Here is a 23,703-nt window from a genome sequence, read left to right on the forward strand (position 1 = left end):
CAGGACCTTTGCGGTTTCGAGGGTGGACGGGAAGACTCACGCACATCGTACGGGCGGGCCCTGTGGAACTTAGCGCAGGCTCCGCGCGTCCAGAGTATGTACCGGTTGGCTATCTGGGGGTTGGGTCACTATGTCCGTGCCGAACGATCCGAGCGACTCCACGGAGTCCAGCGGCGGTGCCGAGAAGGTGCCCAGCCGCACGCGAAAGCGCTTCCCGGGAATCTCCTCGAGGGCGTACGAGCATCCCGCCGACCGGTCCGCGCTCGTCGCGCTCCGCAAGCTGACCGGTTTCGACACCGCTTTCAAGGCGCTCAGCGGACTGCTCCCCGAGCGCTCGCTGAGACTGCTGTTCCTCTCGGACTCCGTCCGGGTGAGCGACCAGCAGTTCGCGCACCTCAACGTCATGCTGCTCGACGCCTGCTACATCCTGGACCTGGAGAAGGTCCCGTCGATGTACGTCACGCAGGACCCGCAGCCGAACGCGATGTGCATCGGCATGGACTCGCCGATCATCGTGGTCACCACCGGCCTGGTCGAGCTGCTCGACGAGGAGGAGATGCGGGCGGTCGTGGGCCACGAGGTGGGCCACGCGCTCTCCGGCCACTCGGTCTACCGCACCATCCTGCTGTTCCTGACGAATCTGGCCGTGCGGGTCGCGTGGATCCCGCTGGGCAACCTGGCGATCCTGGCGATCGTCACGGCGCTGCGCGAGTGGTTCCGCAAGTCCGAGCTGTCGGCCGACCGGGCCGGGCTGCTGGTCGGGCAGGACCTGCAGGCGTCGATGCGCGGGCTGATGAAGATCGCCGGCGGCAACCACCTGCACGAGATGAACGTGGACGCGTTCCTGAAGCAGGCCGACGAGTACGAGGCCGCCGGCGACCTGCGCGACTCCGTCCTGAAGATCATGAACGTGCTGCCGCGCACCCACCCCTTCACCACGGTGCGCGCCGCCGAGCTGAAGAAGTGGTCCGAGAGCCGTGACTACCAGCGGCTGATGGACGGGCACTACCCGCGCAGGGCCGAGGACAAGGACACCTCGGTCTACGACACCTTCAAGGAGTCGGCGAACCACTACGCGGAGAACGTCAAGACCAGCAAGGACCCGCTGATGGGCCTGATCCGCGACATATCGACGGGCGCGGGCGACATCGGCGGCAAGCTCAGGAACAAGTTCACCGGTCCGGGCGGCACGCAGACCAGCACCCAGGAGCGGCCGGCCGACGAGACGCAGGACGGCCCCGGGGACAGCCCGGAGAACGGCCCCCGCGCGGAGTGACACCGATTGCGGGCGCTCCCGGGCCCCGCAACGCCCTCGGGGGCCTAGGGAGCGGCTGAGGACGTGGCGAAGGGCGCCGCCGGGGTACCGGTGGCGCCGTTCGCCAGCCCCGCGCAGACGGAGGCGGCCGGCCGGTCGCGGTCGTACGGATCGGCGGTGGCCGGGCCCTGCGGCGACTGGCCGGCGAGCAGCGGCCGGAAGTAGTCGGCGGCCGGGGCCGTGCAGGACAGCGGCCCGGCGGCGACATCGGCCTGCACCACTTCCATGTGGTGGTCGCGCAGGTCGTCCCGGTCGAAGCGGAACCGCATCTCGCGCCGCACGGTGAACAGCGACGTGGCGCCCGGCGCCGCCCCGGACCCGGTGACGCCCTGCACCGCGTAGACGAAGGTGTGGTCGGCGACGACCTCCAGCCGGTCGTCACCGACCTGGGACACCGTGATCGTGCCGTTCACCCGTACCTTCTGGTCGGCCAGCCGCACCTTGGCCGGATCCAGCCGCACCAGCCAGCCGGTCGCCGCGTGCTGCCCGTCGTCGCCCGGGGCGCTCAGACTGCGGTCGAACTGGTCGACCTGGCCGGGATCGATCAGGTCCCGGACGGCGCGCACCCCGCCGCCCGTAACCGCTTCCGGGTCGAGCGCCGAGGCCACCAGGTACTCCTTGGTGCTGCTGAGCGCCTGCATCACCTGACTCTCGGTGAAGTCCCCGACACGGCGCGCGGTCGGCAGCGGAAGCCCTTCGGCACCGGCCCGGTAGTGCGCGGCCGGATCGTTCGCGTACAGCGACTTCACGTTCACGGCCGGTACCGGGCCCGGGGGCACCAGCGGTATCACCGTGATCCGCAGCGGCTCCACCGCTTCCGGTCCCGAACTGCTGTACGGATGACGAATGCCCAGGTAGATCGCGGTGCCGAAGGCGACGGCGATGAGCACCACCAGGATCAGGGCCTGGCGCGGGGCGCCGGCGACCGGCCACATATGGCGGACGCGCACCGCCCGCGAGGTCCCGTCCAGCCGCTCACGGGCCGAGTACTCCTGGATACGGGCAGCACGGACGAACGATTCGTCGAAGACGACGGATCGGTACTCGTCCTCACCACCTCCCGGGACTCCCTCAGGGGCGCCCTCAGGAGGGTCTCCAGGGGGACCGGCCATACCACAAGGTTAAGTCTCCGGAGGCACATATAAACGCCGTGATACGCGACAACTTCTGACAACAGCTCAGGGAAGCGGGGTGGCGGCCACCGGCGGCAGGGTCTGACTGCCGACCCGTCCGCTCGACGGCGGCGCCGGTACGGCGGGCTGCCGGCCGCCCCCGGCGCCCCGGTACACGGCCGCGAAGGTCAGCGCCACCACGCCGATTCCCATCAGCACGGCCAGCAGCCAGGCGAGTGAACGGTGCCAGCGGACACTGCCGGCACGGTACGGGCGGCCTTCGGCCATTCGGACGTGCTGCAGATACAGTTCGTCCGATTCACCGGTGTCGTACCGGACCGGATCGGCCGGAGCGGACCCGCCGCCGGACACGCTTTCGGCCTCGGCACGGGCCCGCGCGGCGGCGAGCATGCGCTGCCGCGCGGTGGGCTCGTGCACGGGCGCGGACCGTACGAAGTCCTCGTCGAAGACCAGGGATGCGAACTCGTCATCATCCGGCATCGCACCAGGGTAGTCCGGGCAACGGCGCTTTGGGCAGGGAGCGGATGAAATACACTGCCCGCCCGCCCAGTTGGCCCTGTGGACGGACCGCCGCGCTACCGGATGTGACCGTCGCCGGTCACGATGTACTTGGTCGACGTCAGCTCCGGCAGGCCCATCGGGCCGCGGGCGTGCAGCTTCTGGGTGGAGATGCCGATCTCCGCACCGAACCCGAACTCACCGCCGTCCGTGAACCGCGTCGAGGCGTTGACGACCACCGCGGCCGCGTCCACCAACTGGGTGAACCGGCGCGCCGCGGGCTGCGAGGTGGTGACGATCGCCTCGGTGTGGCCGGACGACCAGAGCCGGATGTGGTGGACGGCCGCGTCCAGCGAGTCGACGACACCCGCCGCGATGTCGTAGCTCAGGTACTCGGTCTCCCAGTCCTCCATGGTCGCCGGCACCACGGTGGCCTTGGACCCGGTCCGCTCGGCCAGCGCCAGCACCCGCTCGTCGCCGTGCACGGTCACCCCGGCCTCGGCCAGCGCCGCCAGCGCCAGCGGCAGGAACGCCTCGGCGATGTCCTGGTGCACCAGCAGGGTCTCCGCGGAGTTGCAGACGCTGGGACGCTGCGCCTTGGAGTTGATGAGCACCTCCACCGCCATCGGGAGGTCCGCCTGCGCGTCCACGTAGACGTGGCAGTTCCCGGTACCGGTCTCGATGACCGGCACCGTCGACTGTTCGACGACCGTCCTGATCAGCGACGCTCCGCCGCGCGGGATGAGGACGTCGACCATGCCGCGGGCCCGCATCAGCTCCTTGACGGACTCCCGGCTCTCGCCCGGCACCAGCTGCACCGCGTCGGCCGGCAGCCCCGCGCCGCCGACGGCGTCCCGCAACACCTTCACGAGTGCCTCGTTGGAGGCGTACGCGGAGGACGAGCCGCGCAGCAGCACCGCGTTTCCGGACTTCAGGCACAGGGCGGCCGCGTCCACGGTCACGTTCGGCCGGGCCTCGTAGATGATGCCGACCACGCCGAGCGGCACCCGCACCTGGCGCAGGTCGAGCCCGTTCGGCAGCGTCGAGCCGCGGACGACCTCGCCGACCGGGTCCGGCAGGCCCGCCACGTCGCGTACGTCGGCGGCGATGGCCGCGACCCGCTCGCGGGTCAGCGTCAGCCGGTCGATGACCGTCTCGCTGCTCCCCGCCGCCCGGGCCCGCGCCACGTCCCGCGCGTTCGCCTCGACGATCTCCTTCGTCCGCACCACCAGCGCGTCGGCGATGGCGAGCAGCGCGTCGTCCTTCACCGAGCGCGGCAGCGGCGCCAGGTCGGCCGCGGCGGCCCTGGCCCGGTAGGCGGCCCGCAGCACGGCGGACTCGGGCAGGGGGGAGGGCAGGGAGGGGGCGTCATGGCTGCTGCTCATGTCAGGCAGCCTACGGCGCCTCCCGGGGACGGCGGGACGGGATTCCGGCCGTTGAGACGGCCCCCCGACCGGCCTGCCGGCTCCCCCGCCGCCCGGCCGGGGCGGCACCCGGGCCGGGCCGGGGGCACCACTCAGCGGTAGCCGGGGGCACTGGGGAAACGCTGCGAAGGCCTAGAAGGGGTGGACACCCACCGGCACGGCCGGCGGGGGGCCGTAGCCCTCGGAGATGCGCTGGTGATAGGTCTCACGGTCGATCACTTCGAGGCCGACCGTCTCCCATGGCGGGAGTTTGGCCGTCGAGCGGTGCTCGCCCCACAGGCGCAGCGCGATGGCCGCGGCATCGTGGAGGTCACGGGCCTCCTCCCAGTACCTGATCTCGGCGTGGTCATGGGCATATCGGCTGGTCAGCAGGAACGGGTGATCGTGCGCGAGCTGTTCCAGCGCGCGTCTGACCTCCGGGAGCGGGGCCCCGGGCCCGGAGACGCTGAGCGTGACGTGCCAGAGCCGGGAGCTGGTGCGCGCTTCCGGCTGATGGTCCGCACTGGTATCCGCTCCGCTGTCGACGCTGACCAGTGCCCGTTCGGTCGTCCCCCGGGGGAACGAACCTGGGCGCCCTCGTCTCACCGGCGGCCTCCCTGTGGCGTTCTGCTTTGCGAGCGCCGCCCGTCCCCGCGGCGGTATTGGCGACTCCTCCGCTTCAAAGTTGACCAGGGTGCGGGCTACCGCGGGGGCGTTTTCGACAAGAAGTCCCCGACTGGGTCTGCCGGGCCGGCCCTTCGCTCAGTGCTGGTGCAGCACAACGAGGTCGTCGCGGTGCACGACCTCGCGCTCGTACGCGGGTCCGAGTTCGCGGGCGAGGTCGTGCGTCGAGCGGCCGAGCAGCCGCGGCAGCTCCCTGGCATCGAAGTTGACGAGGCCTCGGGCGACGGCCCGGCCGGACTCGTCGAGCAGGTCGACCGGGTCGCCGGCCACGAACTGCCCCTCGACGCCGGTCAGTCCGGCCGGCAGCAGCGATGTGCGGCGCTCCGTGACGGCCTTGACCGCCCCCGGGTCCAGGCGCAGCGCGCCGCGCGGGGTGGAGGCGTGCGCGAGCCACAGCAGCCGGTCGGCTGACCGCTTGCCGGTGCGGTGGAAGAGCGTGCCGGTGACGCGGCCGGCGAGGGCGTCGGCCGCGTGGCTGGCGGAGGTGAGGACGACCGGGATGCCGGCTGCGGCCGCGATCCGGGCCGCCTCGACCTTGGTGACCATGCCGCCGGTGCCGACCCCGGCCTTGCCGGCGCTGCCGATGGTGACGCCCTCGAGGTCGGCGGGTCCCGAGACCTCGTCGATCCGGGTGGCGCCCGGCGAGCGCGGGTCGCCGTCGTAGAGGCCGTCCACGTCGGACAGCAGCACCAGCAGGTCGGCGCGGACCAGGTGGGCGACGAGGGACGCCAGCCGGTCGTTGTCGCCGAAGCGGATCTCGTCGGTGGCCACGGTGTCGTTCTCGTTCACGACCGGCACCGCTCCCATGACGAGCAGCTGGTCCAGCGTCCGGTACGCGTTGCGGTAGTGGGCGCGGCGGCTGATGTCGTCGGAGGTCAGCAGCACCTGGCCGACCCGGATCCCGTAGCGGGAGAACGACGCGGTGTACCGCGCCACCAGCAGTCCCTGGCCGACGCTGGCGGCGGCCTGCTGGCGGGCCAGATCGCGCGGCCGCTTGTCGAGGCCGAGCGGGGCGAGGCCCGCGGCGATGGCGCCGGAGGAGACCAGCACGATCTCCTTCGGGCCGTTCTCCCGGGCGGTGGCCAGCACGTCCACCAGTGCGTCGACGCGGTCCGCGTCCAGCCCGCCGGAGGCCGTCGTCAGCGAGGACGAACCGACCTTGACCACGACCCTGCGGGCCTCCACCACGTCCTGCCGCGCCGCTGCCACGTACGTCCCCTGTGCTCGCCTGTTCCCGTCGGTCCACCCGCCCCGATCCGTGCAATCTACGTGATCCGGGCCACCGCGCGGCCGGGCGTATCGCGCCCTGGACACCGCGCCCCGGGACCCGCCGGGGCGGCGGGTCCGGGGTGCGGCTCAGACCTCCGGATGCGGCTCAGGCCCGCGGATCACGGGTCAGGCCCGCGGGTCGGGGTGCCGCAGCTGCCAGCCGGCCCACGCCGAGGTGACCATCTGGCGGACGTCGTACCGGGCGGACCAGCCCAGTTCCTTGGTGATCAGCTCGGCCGAGGCGACGACCCGGGCCGGGTCGCCGGCGCGGCGCGGGACGATCTCGGGCGCGAGGTCGGTGTGCCCCGACACCTCGCGGATGAGGTCGATCATCTCCGCCACCGACACGCCTTCGCCGGTGCCGATGTTGAGCTTCAGGGACGCCGAGGGGTCGGCGGTCAGCCGGCGCGCCGCGGCGACGTGGGCGGAGGCGACGTCCTCGATGTGAATGTAGTCACGGACGCAGGTGCCGTCCGGCGTCGGGTAGTCGTCGCCGAAGATCAGTGGCGCCTTGCCCTGGGCCAGCCGCTGGAACACCATCGGCACCAGGTTGAAGATCCCCGGGTCGCCGAGTTCCGCGGAGGCGGCGCCCGCCACGTTGAAGTAGCGCAGCGAGGCGGTGGCCATGCCGTGCGCCCGGCCGACCGCGCCGACCATCCACTCCCCCGTGAGTTTGGTCTCGCCGTAGGGGCTCATCGGGTCGCAGGGGGTCCGCTCGGTGACCAGATCGACGTCCGGCATGCCGTAGACCGCGGCGGAGGAGGAGAAGAGGAAGCGGCTCACCCCGGCGTCGGCGGCGGCCTCGAGAACCGTTTGCAGGCCGACGACGTTCTCGCGGTAGTAGTGCAGCGGGCGCTCGACCGACTCGCCGACCTGCTTCTTCGCCGCGATGTGCACGATCCCGCGCACCTCGTACCGGCTCAGGACGCGGTCCAGCACCGCCCGGTCCAGCACCGAGCCCTGCTCCAGGGGCACTCCGGCGGGCAGCCGTGCCGCGTCGCCGGTACTGAGATCGTCGAGGACGACCACCTGTTCACCGCTCTCGACGAGCGCCTTGACGACATGCGATCCGATATATCCGGCGCCGCCGGTGATCATCCAGGTCATCCGGTCAGTCTAAGTCGGTGAGTAGCCATGCGATAAACTCGGAGTGAACCCTCAGCAGGCTGCGCTCCCCCGGAGCAGGACCTCGGTTCGTCATTTCCCGCCACGGAAAGGTTGTCCTGACCCATGGTCCCTCGGCTCTCGGTGGTAGTGCCGATTTACAACGTCGAGATGTTTCTCGAGGAGTGCCTCGAATCCCTCGCCGGTCAGACGCTCCGTGAGCTCGAAGTCATCATGGTCAATGACGGTTCGACGGACAGAAGCGGCGAGATCGCCGCCGCCTTCGCCGCCCGCGACCCCCGGTTCCGTGTCGTCGAACAGACGAACGGCGGCCTTGGCCACGCCCGCAACACGGGTGTACGCAACTGCACTCCCGGGGTGGATTACCTCACATTCGTCGACAGCGACGACATCATCCCGGACTACGCGTACGAGCACTTCCTGTCGACGCTGGACGAGACGGGGTCCGACTTCGCGTCGGGCAACGTGTTCACGCTGGACTCGAAAGGCACCGCCCAGTCGGCCATGCACCGCAAGGCCACGGCGACGACGCGGCTGAAGACCCACATCACGCGGGACCCGGCGCTCATCGCCGACCGGCTCGCCCCCAACAAGGTGTTCCGCCGCACCTTCTGGGACAAGTACGAGATGGAATTCCCCGAAGGTGTGCTCTACGAGGACACTCCGTTGACGGTCCCGGCGCACTTCAGGGCCCGCAGCGTCGACATCCTCGGTGAGCCCACGTACTACTGGCGGCAGCGTGAGGGCGGCGCGGCACCGTCCATCACCCAGCGCCGCACCGAGCTGAAGTCGGTCCGCGACCGCGTGGCCGCCGTCGACTCGGTGAGCCGGTTCCTCGCCGAGCAGCCGGGCAAGGAGTACCGCAAGTACAAGCGCTGGTACGACGAGACGGCCCTCGCCAGCGACATCCGGATCTTCATCAACGTGCTGCCCGACGCGGACCAGGAGTTCCGCGACCTGTTCATGCAGGTCGCCTCGGACTTCCTGAGCCGGGTGGAGCCCCGCGCCCTGGACGCGCTGCCGGCCCTCATGCGGCTGAAGTGGCACCTGATCCGGCACGGCAAGCTGGACGAGCTGCTCGAAGTCCTGTCGTACGAGAAGAAGGAGACCGGCGCGTCACTGCCGGTCGTCCGGCGGTTCCGCCGCTACGGCAAGTTCCCGTTCTTCGGCAACCGCACCGTGGGTGTGCCGAATCACGTGTACCGCCTCAAGCAGGAACTGGCGCTGCGCACCAAGGTGTCCTCGATCACCTGGCACGGCGACGAGCTGAAGATCGAGGGCTTCTCCTACGTCAGCAACCTGAACGTCCACAAGCGGCGGATGTCGCTCAAGGTCATCGCGCTGCGCAACAGCAAGTCCAAGCGCACGCTGGTCATCCCGGCGCGTACGGTCTTCCGCCCCGAGGCCACGTCGACCTCCGGCCAGAACCGCTACTCGTACGACTGGTCCGGCTTCGAACTGACGGTCGACGCGCAGAAGCTCAAGCAGCGCGGCCACTGGAACGAGTCGACCTGGCGCTTCGCGATCGGCAACCTCAGCCGCGGCCTGCTGCGCAAGGGCGCCCTGAACCCGGGCGCCTTCGGCTCCGGTACGCACCCGCCGGTGCACTACGTCGACGCCGAGACCCGGATCGTCCCGCTGTTCATCGGCGGCCGGCTGCGGCTGCGGGTGGAGAAGGTCCGCGCCCGGGTCACCGGGCACGAACTGACCGACGGATTCATCGAGATCCGCGGGGTGGCGGCCGGCGAGCTCGCCGAGGGCAGCCGGCTGAGCATGCAGCACCTCAAGACCCCCAGCTCGCACGAGTACCCGCTGGAGATCACCGGCAGCTCCCCCAAGGGGCAGACGACCTTCACCGTACGGATCCCGCTGGACGACATCGTCGACGGCCGGATGACGGAGATCGCGCTGTCCTCGGTCAAGGCGCCGGACAGCGAGACCTGGCGTACCGAGATCGTCGTTCCCGGTGAGCCCAAGTCGCGTCAGCTGATCGCCGACGACGATCTGGCGCCGGGCCGCTACGCGCTCGCGCCCTCGGCCTCGGGTCTCCCCCGTGAGCTGGCCCTGCACCGCAACGCGCCGGGCTACCTGCTGCTGAGCGACCGGATCGTACGGCCCGTCGTGGACCGGCTGACCTGGCAGTCGGACGGCTCGCTGCTGGTCGAGGGCGAGTGCCCGACCAGCGCCACCGACCCGGCGAACCTGGTGCTGATGCACCGGGCGCACCACGAGGAGAAGGTCTTCCCCGTGACGGTGGCCGACAACCGGTTCACCGCCACCCTCACCGTGCACGCCGTCCCCGGGATGGCCGGCACCCTGCCGCTGCGTCCCGGCCGCTGGAACCTGATGTTCCAGAACTCGGTGGAGGGCAACGAGCGCACCCCGGTCGTCATCAGCCCCGCGCTGATCGACGAGCTGCCCGCCGAGACCATGGTCGCCGGCCGCAAGTACGTCGCGGCCGCGCACTCCTACGACCGGCTGGCGCTCGAAGTCACCGCGTCGCTGCGGACCGACGAGCAGGGCCCGTACCGGCAGCGCCAGCTGCGGACGCAGTTCTACCCCGAGGCCCGCACCCAGCCGCTCCGCGAGTCCGTGCTGTACGACAGCTACACCGGCAAGCAGTTCTCCGACTCACCGCGCGCGGTGTTCGAGGAACTGATGCGGCGCGGCGACGACCTGGAGCACCTGTGGGTCGTCCGCGACGAGCAGGTCGAACTGCCGCCGGGCGCGAAGGCCGTCCGCATGTGGGGCCGCGAGTGGTTCGAGGCGCTGGCCCGCAGCCGGTACATCGTCACCAACGCGCACCTGCCGTACTGGCTGAAGCGGCGTCCGGGCCAGGTCGTCGTCCAGGCCTGGCACGGCACCCCGTTGAAGAAGATCGGCCACGACATCGAGGACGTCCAGTTCACCAACGGGCGGTACCTGGAGAACGTGGCGAAGGAGTCGAAGAGCTGGAGCTTCATCGTCTCCCCCAACCGGTTCAGCACGCCGATCCTGAAGCGCGCGTTCGCGTTCGACGGTGAGCTGCTGGAGGCGGGTTACCCGCGCAACGACATGCTCTACGCACCGGAGCGCGACGAGATCGCCGAGAAGGTGCGCGAGCGCATCGGGCTCCCGGCGGGCAAGAAGGTCGTGCTCTACGCCCCGACCTGGCGCGACGACCAGTACTACGGCCCCGGCCGGTACAAGCTCGACCTCCAGGTCGATCTGGTGAAGGCCAAGCAGGAGCTCGGGGACGACTTCGTCCTACTGGTCCGGCGCCACCCGAACGTGGTGGACACGGTGCCGGGTGCGGGCGAGGGCTTCGTCTGGGACGTCTCGGAGTATCCGGAGATCGGCGAGCTGTTCCTCGCCGCGGACGTTCTGATCACGGACTACTCGTCGCTGATGTTCGACTACGCGAACACCGGCCGCCCGATGCTGTTCTTCACCTACGACCTGGCGCACTACCGCGACCAACTGCGCGGCTTCTACTTCGACTTCGAGAAGGAGGCCCCCGGGCCGCTGATCTCCACGTCGGACGAGCTGATCGCGTCGCTCAAGGACCTGGACGCGGTGACGGACCGGTACAAGGACGCGTACAAGAAGTTCCAGGACGTCTTCTGCGACCTGGACGACGGCCAGGCCGCCGGCCGGGTCATCGACCGGATGCAGGAGCTGGCCAAGGAGGACTGACCTCCCCGCTCCCAGCCGCGAAAGGGCGGCCACCCCTCGGGGTGGCCGCCCTTTCGGGTGAATCCGGCAGAAGGCGGCGGCAGCGGACCGGAAGGCGGCAGCGTCAGCGGCCGAGCAGCCGGCGCATCCGGGCCTCGGCGACCCTGCGGGCGCCCTGCAGTCCGTCGGCGACCCGCAGCACCAGCGCCCGGCCGCCGGTGACATGCGTCTGGACCAGCAGCACCCGGCCCGTGGGGCGCACCACGATGCCCCGGCGGGGCGCCTGGGCTCCGGCGGCACGCACCTCCACCGGGGTCGCGGCGCCGTCGGCGTACCGGATCTCGGCCCGTACGCTCCACACGCCCAGCTGTCCGGGGCAGGCCAGTGCGCCGGTCGACAGCCGTACCTCGGCGGTCCAGCCGTCACCGTCCGGGACCAGCGGTGCCTGCACGCCGACCGCGGGCCGGCTTCCGGTCCGCTCCTCCAGCTCGACGTGGACGGTGCGCGGGCCGAGCTCCGCGAGCCGCCCGTACAGCTCGTGCACGCGCAGGCTCAGCCGGGTGCTGCCGCCCGCCCTGACGCGGCCGTCGACGGCCACCGGCAGTTCCGCGGTGGTCAGCAGGCCGAGTCCCACCGGCGGCGCGGCCGGGTCGTACGGGGGGATCAGCCGGGGCGGGCGGGCGGTCAGCTCCACCAGCCGGCCGGTGTCGGCGGGCTCCGGCGCGGCCAGGATCGCACCGGCGATCCAGCGGGAGACGACAGCCGCGCAGGCGATGCCCTCGGGGTCGAAGCCGGCCAGGTACTCACGGGTGATCCGCCACCAGTCGGCCACGTACTCCGGGTCGCGCTGCGGGAGTTCGCGCAGATACAGCGGCAGGTCGTAGTCGCAGAACTTGGCCTGCGCGTGCAGCGCCAGCTCCTCGCGGCCGGCGTTGCGCAGCACCTCCACGACGCCGCGGTGGGCGGTGACGCGGGACTGCCAGTTCCTGATGGCGCCGCGGCTCAGCGAGATCGACAGCTTCGCCGCCTGCCGGCGTACCTGCCAGTGGTAGACGACCTCGTCGGTCACCGCCAGCCGCGGGTCGGCGGCGTAGACCCGCGCGGTGAAGACGAAGTCCTCGTAGTGGAAGGCGCCGTCGGGGAACGTGATGGCGTGCTTCTCCAGGAACGCCCGGCGGTAGAGCTTGTTGACGGACAGGGTGTCCCACAGCATGCGGGGCCGGTCCTCGATCCCCTCGATCACGGTGCCGGGCAGCTCGGCGCCCGCCGACCGGTCATAGATCAGCGGGGCCCAGACGGTGGTCGCGCCGTCCGGGAGCTCCACGCGCAGGCACTGGCCGGCGACGACGTCGGCACGCCGCTGCTCGGCGATCGGCAGCAGGGCGCCGATGGCACCGGGCGGCAGGACGTCGTCGCTGTCCAGGAACATCACGTACGGGAGGGTGGCGGCGGCCATGCCGTCGTTGCGCGGTGTCCCGCAGCCCCCGCTGTTCGTCTCCCTGGGGAGGATCCGCACCCGCGGGTCTCCGGCGAACGGCGCGAGCGCGTCGAGTGTGCCGTCCGTCGAACAGTCGTCGACGACGATCACCTCGCCCACCTCGGGCCCCTGCGCGAGCGCGGACTCCACAGCGCTCACGATGCGGGAGGCGTCGTTATAGACGATCACAACGATGCTGACGTGTCCCATACCCGACCCCATGTCCCTGACCATCAGGAGATCATCTCATCCGGCACGGGCCGGAAAGCCCCCGAGGAGCGCCTGACGCGGCACTCCTCGGGGCTGTTCGGAACGGCTGCTCAGAAGGCTTCGAAGTCGTCGAACTCCTGCTGCGCGTCGTCCTTGTCGCTCTTGTCGCGGCGGCGGTTGACGGCCGGGCGCGGCGGGTCGAAGCGGTGGTCCTCGCCGCGGCGGCCCAGCATCTCGGCGCCGGCTGCCATCGTCGGCTCCCAGTCGAAGACGACCGCGTTCTCCTCCTCGCCGATGATGATCTCGTCGCCCGCCTGGGCGCCGGCCTTCACCAACCGCTCCTCGACACCGAGGCGCGAGAGCCGGTCCGCGAGGTAGCCGACGGCCTCGTCGTTGGAGAAGTCGGTCTGCCGCACCCAGCGCTCGGGCTTCTCGCCGCGCACGCGGTAGGAGCCCTCCTCCTCGGTGACGGTGAAGCCGGCGTCGTCCACCGCGACCGGGCGGATGACGACCCGGGTCGACTCCTGCGCGGGCTTGGCGGCGCGGGTCTCGGCGACGATCTTCGCCAGGGCGAAGGAGAGCTCGCGCAGGCCCAGCCGGGAGACGGCCGAGACCTCGAAGACCTGGTAGCCGCGGGCCTCCAGCTCGGGCCGGATGATGTCGGCGAGGTCCTTGCCGTCCGGCACGTCGATCTTGTTCAGCACGACGATGCGCGGCCGGTCGCCCAGGCCGCCGTACTCGGCCAGCTCGGCCTCGATGACGTCGAGGTCGGTCACCGGGTCACGGTCGGACTCCAGCGTGGCGGTGTCCAGGATGTGCACGAGCACCGAGCAGCGCTCGACGTGCCGCAGGAACTCCAGGCCCAGGCCGCGGCCCTGGCTGGCGCCCGGGATCAGGCCGGGGACGTCGGCGATCGTGTAGACGACCTCACCGGCGGTGACCACGCCCAGGTTCGGGACCAGGGTGGTGAAGGGGTAGTCGGCGATCTTCGGCTTGGCGGCCGAGAGCACCGAGATGAGCGAGGACTTGCCCGCGCTCGGGTAGCCGACCAGTGCCACGTCGGCGACGGTCTTGAGCTCCAGGACGATGTCCCGGGCCTTGCCGGGCTCGCCGAGCAGCGCGAAGCCGGGGGCCTTGCGGCGGGCCGAGGCCAGCGCCGCGTTGCCGAGGCCGCCGCGGCCGCCCTGGCCGGCGACGAAGGTGGTGCCCTGGCCGACGAGGTCGGCGAGCAGATTGCCGTCCTTGTCCAGCACGACGGTGCCGTCCGGCACCGGCAGGACCAGGTCCTGGCCCTCGGAGCCGGTGCGGTTGCCGCCCGCGCCGCCCTTGCCGTTGGTGGCCTTGCGGTGCGGGGTGTGGTGGTAGTCGAGGAGCGTGGTGACGTCCTGGTCCACGACCAGGATCACATCGCCGCCACGGCCGCCGTTGCCGCCGTCCGGACCGCCGAGCGGCTTGAACTTCTCCCGGTGAACGGAGGCGCAGCCGTGGCCTCCGTTACCCGCGGCGACATGCAGCTCGACGCGGTCCACGAAGGTGGTCATACGGATTGCCTCCAGATAAATACGGGATTGTCTCTGTACTAACGCACCAAGGGCGGACCCTCTTCCCGCGCGCGGTGCGCGTCGGGGAAGTGGGATCCGCCCTCAGTGGTGTGTCTGTGTTCGTTGCGGAGCCGTATTAGACGGCGGCCGGAACGATGTTCACTACCCTGCGGCCACGCGCGGTGCCGAACTCGACCACACCGGCGGCGAGAGCGAACAGCGTGTCGTCCTTGCCGCGGCCCATGTTCGAACCGGGGTGGAAGTGCGTGCCACGCTGGCGGACGATGATCTCGCCGGCGTTGACGACCTGGCCGCCGAAACGCTTCACGCCGAGAAACTGAGCGTTGGAGTCACGTCCGTTACGGGTGGACGATGCACCCTTCTTGTGTGCCATGTTCTCTCAGTCCCTTACTTCGCAGCCGCGGGGATACCGGTGATCTTGATCGCCGTGTACTGCTGACGGTGACCCTGACGACGGCGGTAACCGGTCTTGTTCTTGTACCGCAGGATGTCGATCTTGACACCCTTGTGGTGGTCCACGATCTCGGCCGCGACCTTGATTCCGGCCAGGACCCACGGGTCACTGGTGACGGAGTCGCCATCGACGACGAGCAGCGTCGAGAGCTCGACCGCGTCGCCCACCTTGCCGGTGGAAATCTTGTCTACCTCGACGACATCGCCAACGGCCACCTTGTGCTGGCGGCCGCCGCTGCGCACGATTGCGTACACGCGGAACTCACTCTCAAGCTCGAATCGGGTACTCCTGAAGCCAGCCATCCCTGTCCGACATTGGGGGGCCTCTCCCGGCGGACCGGGAGGGATTTGCTCAGGAGCGGGCGCAAAAACGCCGAAGGCCAAGGCTACGGGGCCCATGGCGCAGGGTCAAACCGGGTGGCCGGGCGGCCGGCGGCCGTAGTGCGGAAGGGCGGGCCCGAGGTCTCCGGGCCCGCCCTTCACCGTCTCAAGACGGCTTGTCACACCAGCAGTTGGGCTACTCGCTGTCGGCCGTGCCGGCGGTCTTCTTGGTGGCCGCCTTCTTGGCCGGCGCCTTCTTGGCGACGGTCTTCTTGGCCGCCGTCTTCTTCGCCACGGCCTTCTTCGCCGCCGGCGCCTTCTTCGCGGCCGCCTTGCGCGGCGCCCGCTTCTTGGGCTCCGTGACCGCACCGTCGGCCTCAGCGGCCTCCTGAACGGTCTCCGCGGCCTCGGGGGCGGCCTCGGTGCCGACGACCACCACTGCGGCGCCCTCGGCCGCCGGAGCGGTCACCTCGCGGGTCGCACGGCGGCGGGCCCGGGGCGGTGCGGCGGAGGGAGCGGGCTGCGCCGCTTCCACGACCGGCTCCGGCGTCGGCTCGACGACGGGGGCGGCCTCGACCACGGTGACGGGCTCGGCCTCGGAGGAGGCCGGCGAACCCGCCGGGGCGCTCACCTTGCGGGTGGCACGGCGGCGCGTACGGCCCGGGGCCGGCGCCTCCACGACCGGTTCCGCGACGGGTGCCGGTTCGGCGACCGCCACCGGCTCCGGCTCGGCGACCGGCTCCGGGGCCTCGGCGGCGGGCTCGATCACGAACTCGATCACCTCGGCGGCCGGCGTCTGCCGGTCGGCGAAGGGCGCGCCCGCCGGGGCGGTGGCCTTGCGGCTCGCCCGGCGGCGGCCGCCACGGCCACGCGACGTCGCCGCGGCCTCGGCCTCGGCCTCGGCGGCGCTGCTGAACCACTCGTCGTCGGTCGCGACCGTCGGCACCAGTTCGGCCTCGGTCACCGCGACCGGCTCCAACTCCGGGTACTCGTCCGCGTCCTCGTGCGCCTCGTACTCGTCGTTCTCGTTCTCGTTCTCGTTCTCGGTGTCGTGCTCGTGCGTGTGCTCGTCGCCCGCACCGGTCCCGGCCTTGCCGCGGCGCTTGCGCTTGCCGCCGCCACCGGTGGTCGTCGCCTGGTCCATGTGGACGATGACGCCGCGCCCGTTGCAGTGCACGCAGACCTCGGAGAACGACTCCAGGAGGCCCTGGCCGACCCGCTTGCGGGTCATCTGCACCAGTCCGAGCGAGGTGACCTCGGCGACCTGGTGCTTGGTCCGGTCCCGGCCCAGGCACTCCAGCAGACGCCGCATGACGAGGTCGCGGTTGGACTCCAGGACCATGTCGATGAAGTCGATGACGACGATGCCGCCCAGGTCGCGCAGCCGCAGCTGGCGCACGATCTCCTCGGCCGCCTCCAGGTTGTTCCTGGTGACGGTCTCCTCGAGGTTGCCGCCCTGACCGGTGAACTTGCCGGTGTTGACGTCGACGACGATCATCGCCTCGGTCTTGTCGATCACCAGCGAACCGCCGGACGGCAGCCAGACCTTGCGGTCCAGCGCCTTCAGCAGCTGCTCGTCGATCCGGTACGTCGCGAAGACGTCGACCTCGGAGGTCCACCGGGTGAGCCGGTCGGTCAGGTCGGGGGCGACTTGGCTGACGTACTCGTGGATGGTGCCCCACGCCTCGTCACCGCTGACGATGACCTTGGTGAAGTCCTCGTTGAAGATGTCGCGGACGACGCGGACGGTCATGTCCGGCTCGCCGTAGAGCAGCGTCGGGGCGTTGCCGCCCTTGGCACGCTTCTGGATGTCGTCCCACTGGCCCTGCAGCCGGTCGACGTCGCTGCGCAGCTCCTCCTCGCTCGCACCCTCGGCGGCGGTGCGCACGATGACGCCCGCGTCCTCGGGGACGATCTTCTTGAGGATGGTCTTGAGCCGGGCCCGCTCGTTGTCGGGCAGCTTGCGGCTGATGCCGGTCATTGAGCCCTCGGGCACGTAGACCAGGTAGCGGCCGGGCAGCGAGATCTGGCTGGTGAGACGGGCGCCCTTGTGGCCGATCGGGTCCTTGGTGACCTGCACCAGGACCGACTGGCCGGACTTCAGCGCGCTCTCGATCCGGCGCGGGCCGTGGCCCATGCCGAGCGCCTCGAAGTTGACCTCACCGGCGTACAGCACCGCGTTGCGGCCCTTGCCGATGTCGACGAAGGCGGCCTCCATGGACGGCAGCACGTTCTGGACCTTGCCCAGGTAGACGTTGCCGACGTACGAGGTGGCCTGCTCCTTGTTCACGTAGTGCTCGACGAGGACGTTGTCCTCCAGCACGCCGATCTGGGTGCGCTCACCGCTCTGCCGGACGACCATGACGCGCTCGACGGCCTCGCGGCGGGCCAGGAACTCGGCCTCGGTGATGATCGGGACGCGGCGGCGGCCCTGCTCACGGCCCTCACGGCGGCGCTGCTTCTTCGCCTCCATGCGGGTGGAGCCCTTGATGGACGTCACCTCGTCGAAGCCGGTGCCCAGGCTGGGCTCGGCCTTGGCGCGCGGCTCACGGACCTTGACGACCGTGCGCTCCGGGTCGTCGGCGACCGTGCCGTCGTCCCCGCCCGAGTCGCCACTGCGGCGACGGCGGCGGCGCCGGCGACGGCTGCTGGTGGAGCCGTGGTCGTCGTCGTCCTGCCCACCGTCCGACGCCTCGGCGTCGTCCTCGGTGTCGTCCTCGTGCTCGTCGTCCTCGGCGGACTGCTCGTCGCCGTCGGCGGACTCGCCCCGACGGCGGCGGCGGCCACCACGGCGGCGGCGGCGCGACGGACGGTCGTCCGACTCGTCGTCGTCCTCGTCGGACACGGTCTCCTCGGACACCGCGTCGGCGGTCTCGTCCTCGGCCTCGACGGGCGCGGCTTCGGTCACCACGTCCTCGGCCGGGGCGCCGCGGCGACGGCGGCGGCGGCGCGAACCGCCCTCCTGCTCGTCGTCCTCGTCACGGGACCGGACGGCCGGAGCCTGCGGCTCCTCCTGGACCGGTTCCGCGGCGACGGGGGCGGTGACGGGCTCGGCGGCCTGGAAGACCGGCGGCTGGAAGACCATCGTCGGCGGGCGCACCGCACGGCGGCGGCCACGGGTCGGCGCCGGCTCGGCCGGAGCCTCCTCGGGCTCGACGGCCACCGGCGCGGCGGACTCCTCGGGCTCGACGGGCTCGACCGGACGGGCGGCCTCGACGGCCTGCTCGGCGGCGACGGCGCGCTTGCGGGTGCGGCGGTTGCGGGCCGGGGCCTCCGCCTCGGGCGCCTCGGCCACGGCCTCTTCGACCGGGGCGAACTGCGGGGCGGCCTCGGTGGTGCCCTTACGGGTCGCGCGGCGGGCGGCACGCGGCGCGGCGGGCACGTCGGTGTCCTCCTCGTCCGGCACGACGGGCTGCGCGGCCGGTGCGGCCTGCGCGAAGGTGTCGTCCTTCGGCGCCAGCGCGCCCGGCTTCAGCCGGCGGGCACCGTCGCCCGCGGCCGACGAGGCCGACGGGGCGGAGGGAGCGACGCGCTTGCGGGAGGAGCGGCGGCCACGGCCCGGGGCCTCGGCCTCGGACGCGGCGGGGGCCGCGGCGACGACGGGCGCCGGGGCGGCGGGCGCCTCCTCGGTGAACTGCGGAGCCTGGGCGGGCGCGGCGACCTTACGGGTCGCGCGGCGGCGGGCCCGGGTCGGCGCGGCGGGGTCCACGGCCGGCTCGGCCGGTGCCTCGACAGCGGCCGGGGTCTCGGCGACGGGCGCCTCCTCGACCGCCTGCAGGGCCTCGGACGGCGCGGTGACCTTGCGGGTCGCACGACGACGGGCGCGCGGCGGCGCGGCGGAGGTGTCCGGGGCGTCAGCGGCCTCGGCGGCCGGTGCGGGCTGTGCGGCCACTGGGCTTTCGACGGCGTCGGGGGCCGCGGGGGCACCGGCCGGGGCCGTCACCTTGCGGGTGGCGCGACGCCGGGCGCGCGGCGGCGCGGCTGAGTCATCAGGGGCGGCGGTGTCCGCTGCGGACGCCGGGCTCGCGGCCGGGGCGGCCTCGTCGGCGGAAGTGGCCGGTATGGCCGGCGCGGCGGGCGGGCCCGCCGGGCGGGATACGGCACGGCGGCGACGGCGGGGGGCCGTGGCTTCTTCGCTGGTCGCGGCGCCGTTGTCCGGCGCCTCGTTGGGCTCGTTGTGATCGAGCATTCGGGCAGTGCTCCCGTCATGCTCCCGGGCGCCGCGCTCTGTTCCGGTGGCGGCGGGCCGCGACGTCGGTCGTGGTGCCGCTGTCCGGGGGCGCGGGCGCCGCACGGGAGCTGTTGTCTCGCTCGTCGGCACGCCTGTGACGGGCCGACGAAAGTCTTATTAGGTCAGCGTCGCCGGGCCCGGGTGGCTCCCTGGCGCGTCGGCAACACGTCGACGGCGTTCCTACGCGGAAGCTTCCCCAGCCTTCGGCGGGGAGTCCCCACTCGGCACCGTCGCGGCGTCGCGATCTGGCGCGAGCGGGTCGGTGACCGTCCCGGACTCTTCGTGGAGCGGCCCCTGCGCCAGCCTGGTCACCGCTGCGGGGACCGGCGGCGCGAGGTCGGCCGTCACACGGAGGCCGGACAGGACGTCGTCGGGTCGCACGGCAGGTGTCAAGTGCCGAACAACTAGCCGCAGTATCGCACAGGCGACAGGCTCGGGCCTATCGGCACCCTGTTCGAGCGCGTCAACCGGCAGGACTTCGAGCCGGGTGACGGCGTCGCGCGCGTCGAAGGCGCGCATGCCGTTCTTGGTCTTCCGCTCGACCTGGACGGTCTCGGCGGCGAGGAAGAGGGCGACCGCGCGCTCCGCCTCGGCCGGCTCGACGCCGTCGAGCCGGAGCTGCCATACGGAGGCCTGCAGCCGCTCGGCGAGGCCGGAGGTACGGGCCTCCACCGCTTCGGTGATGTCGAGCCCGGTGGGCAGCGACTCGTCGAGCAGCAGCCGCAGCTTCTCGGGGTCCCGGACCTCGGTGAGGCCGATCTCCAGGTACTCGGCCTCGCTGCCGACGCCGGTGGGCGCGGCGTTCGCGTACGAGACCTTGGGGTGCGGGGTGAAGCCCGCCGAGTACGCCATGGGCACCTCGGCGCGGCGCAGGGCCCGCTCGAAGGCGCGCTGGAAGTCGCGGTGACTGGTGAACCGGAGGCGGCCGCGCTTGGTGTAGCGCAGGCGGATGCGCTGCACCGTCGGTGCGGGCGGTGGGCCTTCGGGCTGTCGCTTGCCCAGTGTCGTTCAGTCCCTCGTACGTCTGCGGGGGCCCGGTCGGGGCCCGTTTGTCATACCCAAGGTTACGCCGCGTCGCGCACAGGTGATGACGAGCCGTGCGGAGCGGCCGGGCCCGCGGGGTTTCGGCCAAAGTTCATCCGCCCCTCCGGTCACCGCCATTCGCGTCTCGTATTCATAACGGGTCTGGACCGGAACCGTTCCGTGGGACCGGTCCGCGGATGTGATGAAGGAGCCCCCCGATGAGTCCTGAGCTCTCCCGGCGCACGCTGCTCGGCAGTGCCGCCGGAGCGGCGATGCTGTCCGCGCTGCCGCTGAGCGTGCAGACCGCGCTCGCCGCCCCCGCCAAGCCCGGCCGGCTGGAGGACATCCAGCACGTGGTGATCCTGATGCAGGAGAACCGTGCGTTCGACCACTACTTCGGCACCATGTCCGGCATCCGCGGCTTCGGCGACCGGACCGCCGTGCGCGGCATCAACGGCCGGCCGGTCTTCGACCAGCCGGACGCGTCCCGCAAGGAGGGCTACCTCTCGCCGTTCGCCATGAACGCGGCGCACACCAACGCCTACCGCCAGGGCGCTCCCGCCTTCGGCTACGTCGACTCCATGGGCGCGCGCAACGACGGCATCGCCGACGGCTATGTGTCCGGACGCGGCGGCGGCTGGCTCGGCCAGGGCTACTACGAGCCGGCCGACATGCCCTTCTACAACGCGCTGGCCTCGGTGTTCACCATCTGTGACCACTACCACGCGTCCATGGAGACCAGCACCAACCCGAACCGCGAGCACTTCATGACGGGCACCAGCGGTGGCACCGTCCGCGATGTCGTGGTGCACGACAACACCGAGACCGCCGACGGCTACGAGTGGACGACGTACGCGGAGCGGCTGGAGCGGGCCGGCGTCAGCTGGCGGACGTACCAGGCGCACGACAACTTCGACGACAACGCGCTCGCCTGGTTCGCGGCCTTCCACCGGGCCAAGCCCGGCGAGCCGCTGTACGAGCGGGGACTGCGGATGGTCGGGGACGCCGCGCACAGCGGTGACCCGTTCGCGATGGGCGACGCGCTGGTCGCGGCGTTCGCCGCCGATGTGCGGGCCGACACGCTGCCCCAGGTGTCGTGGCTGGTGGCGCCCGCCGCGCTGTCGGAGCACGCCGACTACGCGCCGCCGAACGGCGAGGACCTGACGGCCCGGCTGCTCGGGGCGCTCGCCGACAACCCCGAGGTGTGGGCGAAGACCGTCTTCATCCTCAACTACGACGAACACGGCGGCTTCTTCGACCATCTGCTGCCGCCCGTCCCCCCGGTCGCGGCCGGCCGGGGCGCCAGCACGGTCTCGCCGGACGGCGAGGTCGTGATGCGGGTGACGAAGGACGGCAAGACCTACCACCGGCTGGTCAGCCAGCACGGGAAGTACCGGGTCAAGGCCGCCGACGGGTCGCTGACCTGGTCGGACACCCTGCCGGCGGGCGAGAGCGTCGTCTCGGGCCCGTACCCGCTGGGCCTGGGCACCCGGGTCCCGATGATCGTCGCCTCACCGTGGACCCGGGGCGGGGTCGTCGACTCGACGGTCTTCGACCACACCTCCGTGATCCGCTTCCTGGAGCGGCGCTTCGGGGTGCGCGAGCCGAACATCAGCGCCTGGCGCCGGGAGGTCACCGGCGACCTGCTGTCGGTGTTCGACTTCTCCGGTGACGACCCGGTGTGGCCGGCGCTGCCCGACACCAGTGGCAACCGGAAGAAGGCCGAGGACGCCGGATCGCGCCCCGCGCCGACCGTGCCCAGCCCGCAGTCCCTCCCCCGGCAGCAGCGCGGCACCCGTCCGGCACGCGCCCTGCCGTACGCGCTGCGGGTACGGCCGCAGGTGCGCAGGGGCCGGCTGGAGCTGGACTTCCGCAACCGCGGCCGGCAGGGCGCGGTGCTCGCCGCGTACCCCGCCCCCGGCGGGAAGCCGCGGTTCTACACCGTCGGCGCGCAGGGCCGGCTCTCCGACACCTGGACGATCGGTGACGAGGGCTACGATCTGCGCGTCCACGGGCCGAGCGGTTCGCTGTGGCACTTCCGCGGCGCCGCGCAGCGCCTGGAAGCGCAGCTCACCGAGGACACCGGGCACCGCCGGGTCGAGATCGAACTCACCAACGAGGAGCGCGCCGCCCGGACGTTCCTCGTCGGCGACCTGGCGTACGGCGACGGCATCCGCGAGGTGCGGGTCGGCCGGGGCGACCGCCGGACGGTGACCGTCAGGACCGGCCGTGAGGGCTGGTACGACCTCGCCGTCACCACCACCGACGACGTGCACTTCCTGCGGCGGTTCGCGGGCCGCATCGCCGATCGGCGGCCCGGGGTCACCGATCCGGCGATGGGCCTGCCGGACGCGCTGGCCGCGACCGTCCGGCTGGCCTCCGCCTCCACCACCATCGACGAGGCGATCCTCGTCCCCGGGAAGGCCGCCAGGGTCTCCGCGACCCTCACCGCCACGTCCGCCGCCGGCCGTGTCGAGGCGCGGCTCGTCGTTCCGCCGGGCTGGAGCGTCCGGAACGTCACCGCGGCGCCGTCCGCGCTGGCCGCGGGCGCCTCCGGCACCGCCGTATGGGACGTCACCCCGCCCGCGAGCCTCCCGGCCGGCGGCACCCACCGGCTGCTGGTGGTCTCCCGGGCCCGGGCCGGGGACCGTCTCGCCCTCGCCGAGGCCGAGATCGCGGCGCGCACCGCGCCGTCCATGGCCGGTCATCTGCTCGGTGAGGACTTCGAGTCGCTGGCCGGAGCGCTGAAGCCGGCCGTCGACCGCGGCTCCCCGGCCGATCTGCTCGGCTGGACGGCGGCGGCCCCGGCCGGCTGGACGGTCACCAACGCGGCGGCGATGCCGCAGGGCACCAGGGAGTTGCAGGGCTGGACGTTCATGACCAAGCGCTTCTGGTCGACCGGCGGCCAGGACCGGGCCGGCTTCACCCGCGGCCTCGGCATCGTCGCGGTCGCCGATCCGGACGACTGGGACGACACCGGGGCGCCGTCCGCCAAGGGCCGTTTCGACTCGACGCTCGCCTCCCCGGCGGTCGCCGTTCCGGCCGGGGCGACCACGCTGCACCTGGGCTTCGACTCCCACTACCGCCAGGAGGCGCCGCAGACCGCGACCGTCACGGCCGTCTTCGACACCGGTGAGGAGCGGACGCTGCTCACCTACAGCTCCGCCGCCACCGGCAACGACAACGCGGGCCAGGACATGGAGGACCGGTTCGTGACCCGTGAGCTGGCGGTACCGGCCGGTGCCAGGTCCGTGACCCTGAAGTTCCGCATGTTCAACGCGGGCAACAACTGGTACTGGGCCATCGACCACGTCCGGCTGGACACGAAGCCGATCACCGGCTGAC

General features: G+C 71.9%; 15 protein-coding genes. 3 read left to right on the top strand and 12 right to left on the bottom strand.

Translation table 11 applies throughout. The features are described from left to right. Positions 1 to 130 precede the first annotated feature (130 nt). Positions 131 to 1,276: a M48 family metallopeptidase gene (locus tag LNW72_RS15035; RefSeq protein WP_374117256.1), complete on the top strand. Its 1,146-nt coding sequence runs from the start codon at positions 131 to 133 to the stop codon at positions 1,274 to 1,276. A gap of 44 nt (positions 1,277 to 1,320) precedes the next feature. On the opposite strand, the gene LNW72_RS15040 is transcribed toward LNW72_RS15035, so the two are convergent. The 6 genes from LNW72_RS15040 to galE form a co-directional block, all read right to left on the bottom strand. After that, entirely contained in the window at positions 1,321 to 2,427 is a 1,107-nt protein-coding gene (locus LNW72_RS15040) for a hypothetical protein (RefSeq protein ID WP_250975885.1), read from the bottom strand. A gap of 66 nt (positions 2,428 to 2,493) precedes the next feature. Beyond that, positions 2,494 to 2,928: a hypothetical protein gene (locus LNW72_RS15045; RefSeq protein WP_250975886.1), complete on the bottom strand. Its 435-nt coding sequence runs from the start codon at positions 2,926 to 2,928 to the stop codon at positions 2,494 to 2,496. A 95-nt stretch (positions 2,929 to 3,023) separates the two neighbouring features. After that, positions 3,024 to 4,331, bottom strand: a complete 1,308-nt coding sequence (locus LNW72_RS15050) for a glutamate-5-semialdehyde dehydrogenase (RefSeq protein ID WP_250975887.1) — start codon at positions 4,329 to 4,331, stop codon at positions 3,024 to 3,026. A gap of 171 nt (positions 4,332 to 4,502) precedes the next feature. Then, positions 4,503 to 4,955 (bottom strand): hypothetical protein, encoded by a 453-nt coding sequence (locus LNW72_RS15055; protein WP_138353135.1) that lies wholly within the window; start codon positions 4,953 to 4,955, stop codon positions 4,503 to 4,505. Between the two features lie 156 nt (positions 4,956 to 5,111). Then, the gene (gene proB, locus LNW72_RS15060; RefSeq protein ID WP_250975888.1) at positions 5,112 to 6,242 is read right to left on the bottom strand and encodes a glutamate 5-kinase; all 1,131 of its coding nucleotides are present in this window, start codon (positions 6,240 to 6,242) and stop codon (positions 5,112 to 5,114) included. Positions 6,243 to 6,428: 186 nt separating this feature from the next. Continuing rightward, positions 6,429 to 7,409 carry a UDP-glucose 4-epimerase GalE gene (gene galE, locus LNW72_RS15065; RefSeq protein WP_250975889.1) on the bottom strand — a complete coding sequence of 327 codons (981 nt, stop codon included), beginning with the start codon at positions 7,407 to 7,409 and terminating at the stop codon, positions 6,429 to 6,431. A 123-nt stretch (positions 7,410 to 7,532) separates the two neighbouring features. Here galE and LNW72_RS15070 point away from each other — a divergent pair, with 123 nt between their 5' ends. After that, on the top strand, positions 7,533 to 11,102 hold the full coding sequence (locus tag LNW72_RS15070; protein ID WP_285369574.1) for a bifunctional glycosyltransferase/CDP-glycerol:glycerophosphate glycerophosphotransferase: 3,570 nt from the start codon (positions 7,533 to 7,535) through the stop codon (positions 11,100 to 11,102). A gap of 103 nt (positions 11,103 to 11,205) precedes the next feature. Here the strand turns inward: LNW72_RS15070 and LNW72_RS15075 are convergent, their stop codons facing one another. From LNW72_RS15075 to LNW72_RS15100, 6 genes are all read right to left on the bottom strand, one after another. Beyond that, the gene (locus LNW72_RS15075; protein WP_250975891.1) at positions 11,206 to 12,768 is read right to left on the bottom strand and encodes a glycosyltransferase family 2 protein; all 1,563 of its coding nucleotides are present in this window, start codon (positions 12,766 to 12,768) and stop codon (positions 11,206 to 11,208) included. 110 nt (positions 12,769 to 12,878) lie between these two features. Beyond that, positions 12,879 to 14,309, bottom strand: coding sequence for a GTPase ObgE (obgE, locus tag LNW72_RS15080; RefSeq protein WP_250975892.1), 1,431 nt, complete (start codon positions 14,307 to 14,309; stop codon positions 12,879 to 12,881). Between the two features lie 136 nt (positions 14,310 to 14,445). After that, positions 14,446 to 14,703, bottom strand: coding sequence for a 50S ribosomal protein L27 (gene rpmA, locus LNW72_RS15085; RefSeq protein WP_138359421.1), 258 nt, complete (start codon positions 14,701 to 14,703; stop codon positions 14,446 to 14,448). A 14-nt stretch (positions 14,704 to 14,717) separates the two neighbouring features. Then, positions 14,718 to 15,038 carry a 50S ribosomal protein L21 gene (rplU, locus tag LNW72_RS15090; RefSeq protein ID WP_138359423.1) on the bottom strand — a complete coding sequence of 107 codons (321 nt, stop codon included), beginning with the start codon at positions 15,036 to 15,038 and terminating at the stop codon, positions 14,718 to 14,720. 262 nt (positions 15,039 to 15,300) lie between these two features. Continuing rightward, positions 15,301 to 19,293, bottom strand: coding sequence for a ribonuclease E/G (locus LNW72_RS15095; protein WP_250975893.1), 3,993 nt, complete (start codon positions 19,291 to 19,293; stop codon positions 15,301 to 15,303). Between the two features lie 222 nt (positions 19,294 to 19,515). Next, a complete protein-coding gene (locus LNW72_RS15100; protein WP_250975894.1) occupies positions 19,516 to 20,295 on the bottom strand; it encodes a TIGR03936 family radical SAM-associated protein in 780 nt (259 codons plus the stop codon). A 281-nt stretch (positions 20,296 to 20,576) separates the two neighbouring features. Here LNW72_RS15100 and LNW72_RS15105 point away from each other — a divergent pair, with 281 nt between their 5' ends. Then, positions 20,577 to 23,702, top strand: a complete 3,126-nt coding sequence (locus LNW72_RS15105) for a phosphocholine-specific phospholipase C (RefSeq protein ID WP_250975895.1) — start codon at positions 20,577 to 20,579, stop codon at positions 23,700 to 23,702. Position 23,703 lies beyond the last annotated feature (1 nt).

It is taken from the genome of Streptomyces sp. RKAG293 (genome assembly GCF_023701745.1).
Classification (GTDB): Bacteria; Actinomycetota; Actinomycetes; order Streptomycetales; family Streptomycetaceae; genus Actinacidiphila.

What these genes read in the sequence shown, in the direction of transcription:
- rpmA (WP_138359421.1), bottom strand. Translation starts at nt 14,703, where the DNA reads ATGGCACACAAGAAGGGTGCATCGTCCACCCGTAACGGACGTGACTCC.
- LNW72_RS15045 (WP_250975886.1), bottom strand. Translation starts at nt 2,928, where the DNA reads ATGCCGGATGATGACGAGTTCGCATCCCTGGTCTTCGACGAGGACTTC.
- LNW72_RS15050 (WP_250975887.1), bottom strand. Translation starts at nt 4,331, where the DNA reads ATGAGCAGCAGCCATGACGCCCCCTCCCTGCCCTCCCCCCTGCCCGAG.
- galE (WP_250975889.1), bottom strand. Translation starts at nt 7,409, where the DNA reads ATGACCTGGATGATCACCGGCGGCGCCGGATATATCGGATCGCATGTC.
- LNW72_RS15040 (WP_250975885.1), bottom strand. Translation starts at nt 2,427, where the DNA reads ATGGCCGGTCCCCCTGGAGACCCTCCTGAGGGCGCCCCTGAGGGAGTC.
- LNW72_RS15070 (WP_285369574.1), top strand. Translation starts at nt 7,533, where the DNA reads ATGGTCCCTCGGCTCTCGGTGGTAGTGCCGATTTACAACGTCGAGATG.
- LNW72_RS15105 (WP_250975895.1), top strand. Translation starts at nt 20,577, where the DNA reads ATGAGTCCTGAGCTCTCCCGGCGCACGCTGCTCGGCAGTGCCGCCGGA.
- LNW72_RS15095 (WP_250975893.1), bottom strand. Translation starts at nt 19,293, where the DNA reads ATGCTCGATCACAACGAGCCCAACGAGGCGCCGGACAACGGCGCCGCG.
- LNW72_RS15035 (WP_374117256.1), top strand. Translation starts at nt 131, where the DNA reads ATGTCCGTGCCGAACGATCCGAGCGACTCCACGGAGTCCAGCGGCGGT.
- obgE (WP_250975892.1), bottom strand. Translation starts at nt 14,309, where the DNA reads ATGACCACCTTCGTGGACCGCGTCGAGCTGCATGTCGCCGCGGGTAAC.
- LNW72_RS15075 (WP_250975891.1), bottom strand. Translation starts at nt 12,768, where the DNA reads ATGGGACACGTCAGCATCGTTGTGATCGTCTATAACGACGCCTCCCGC.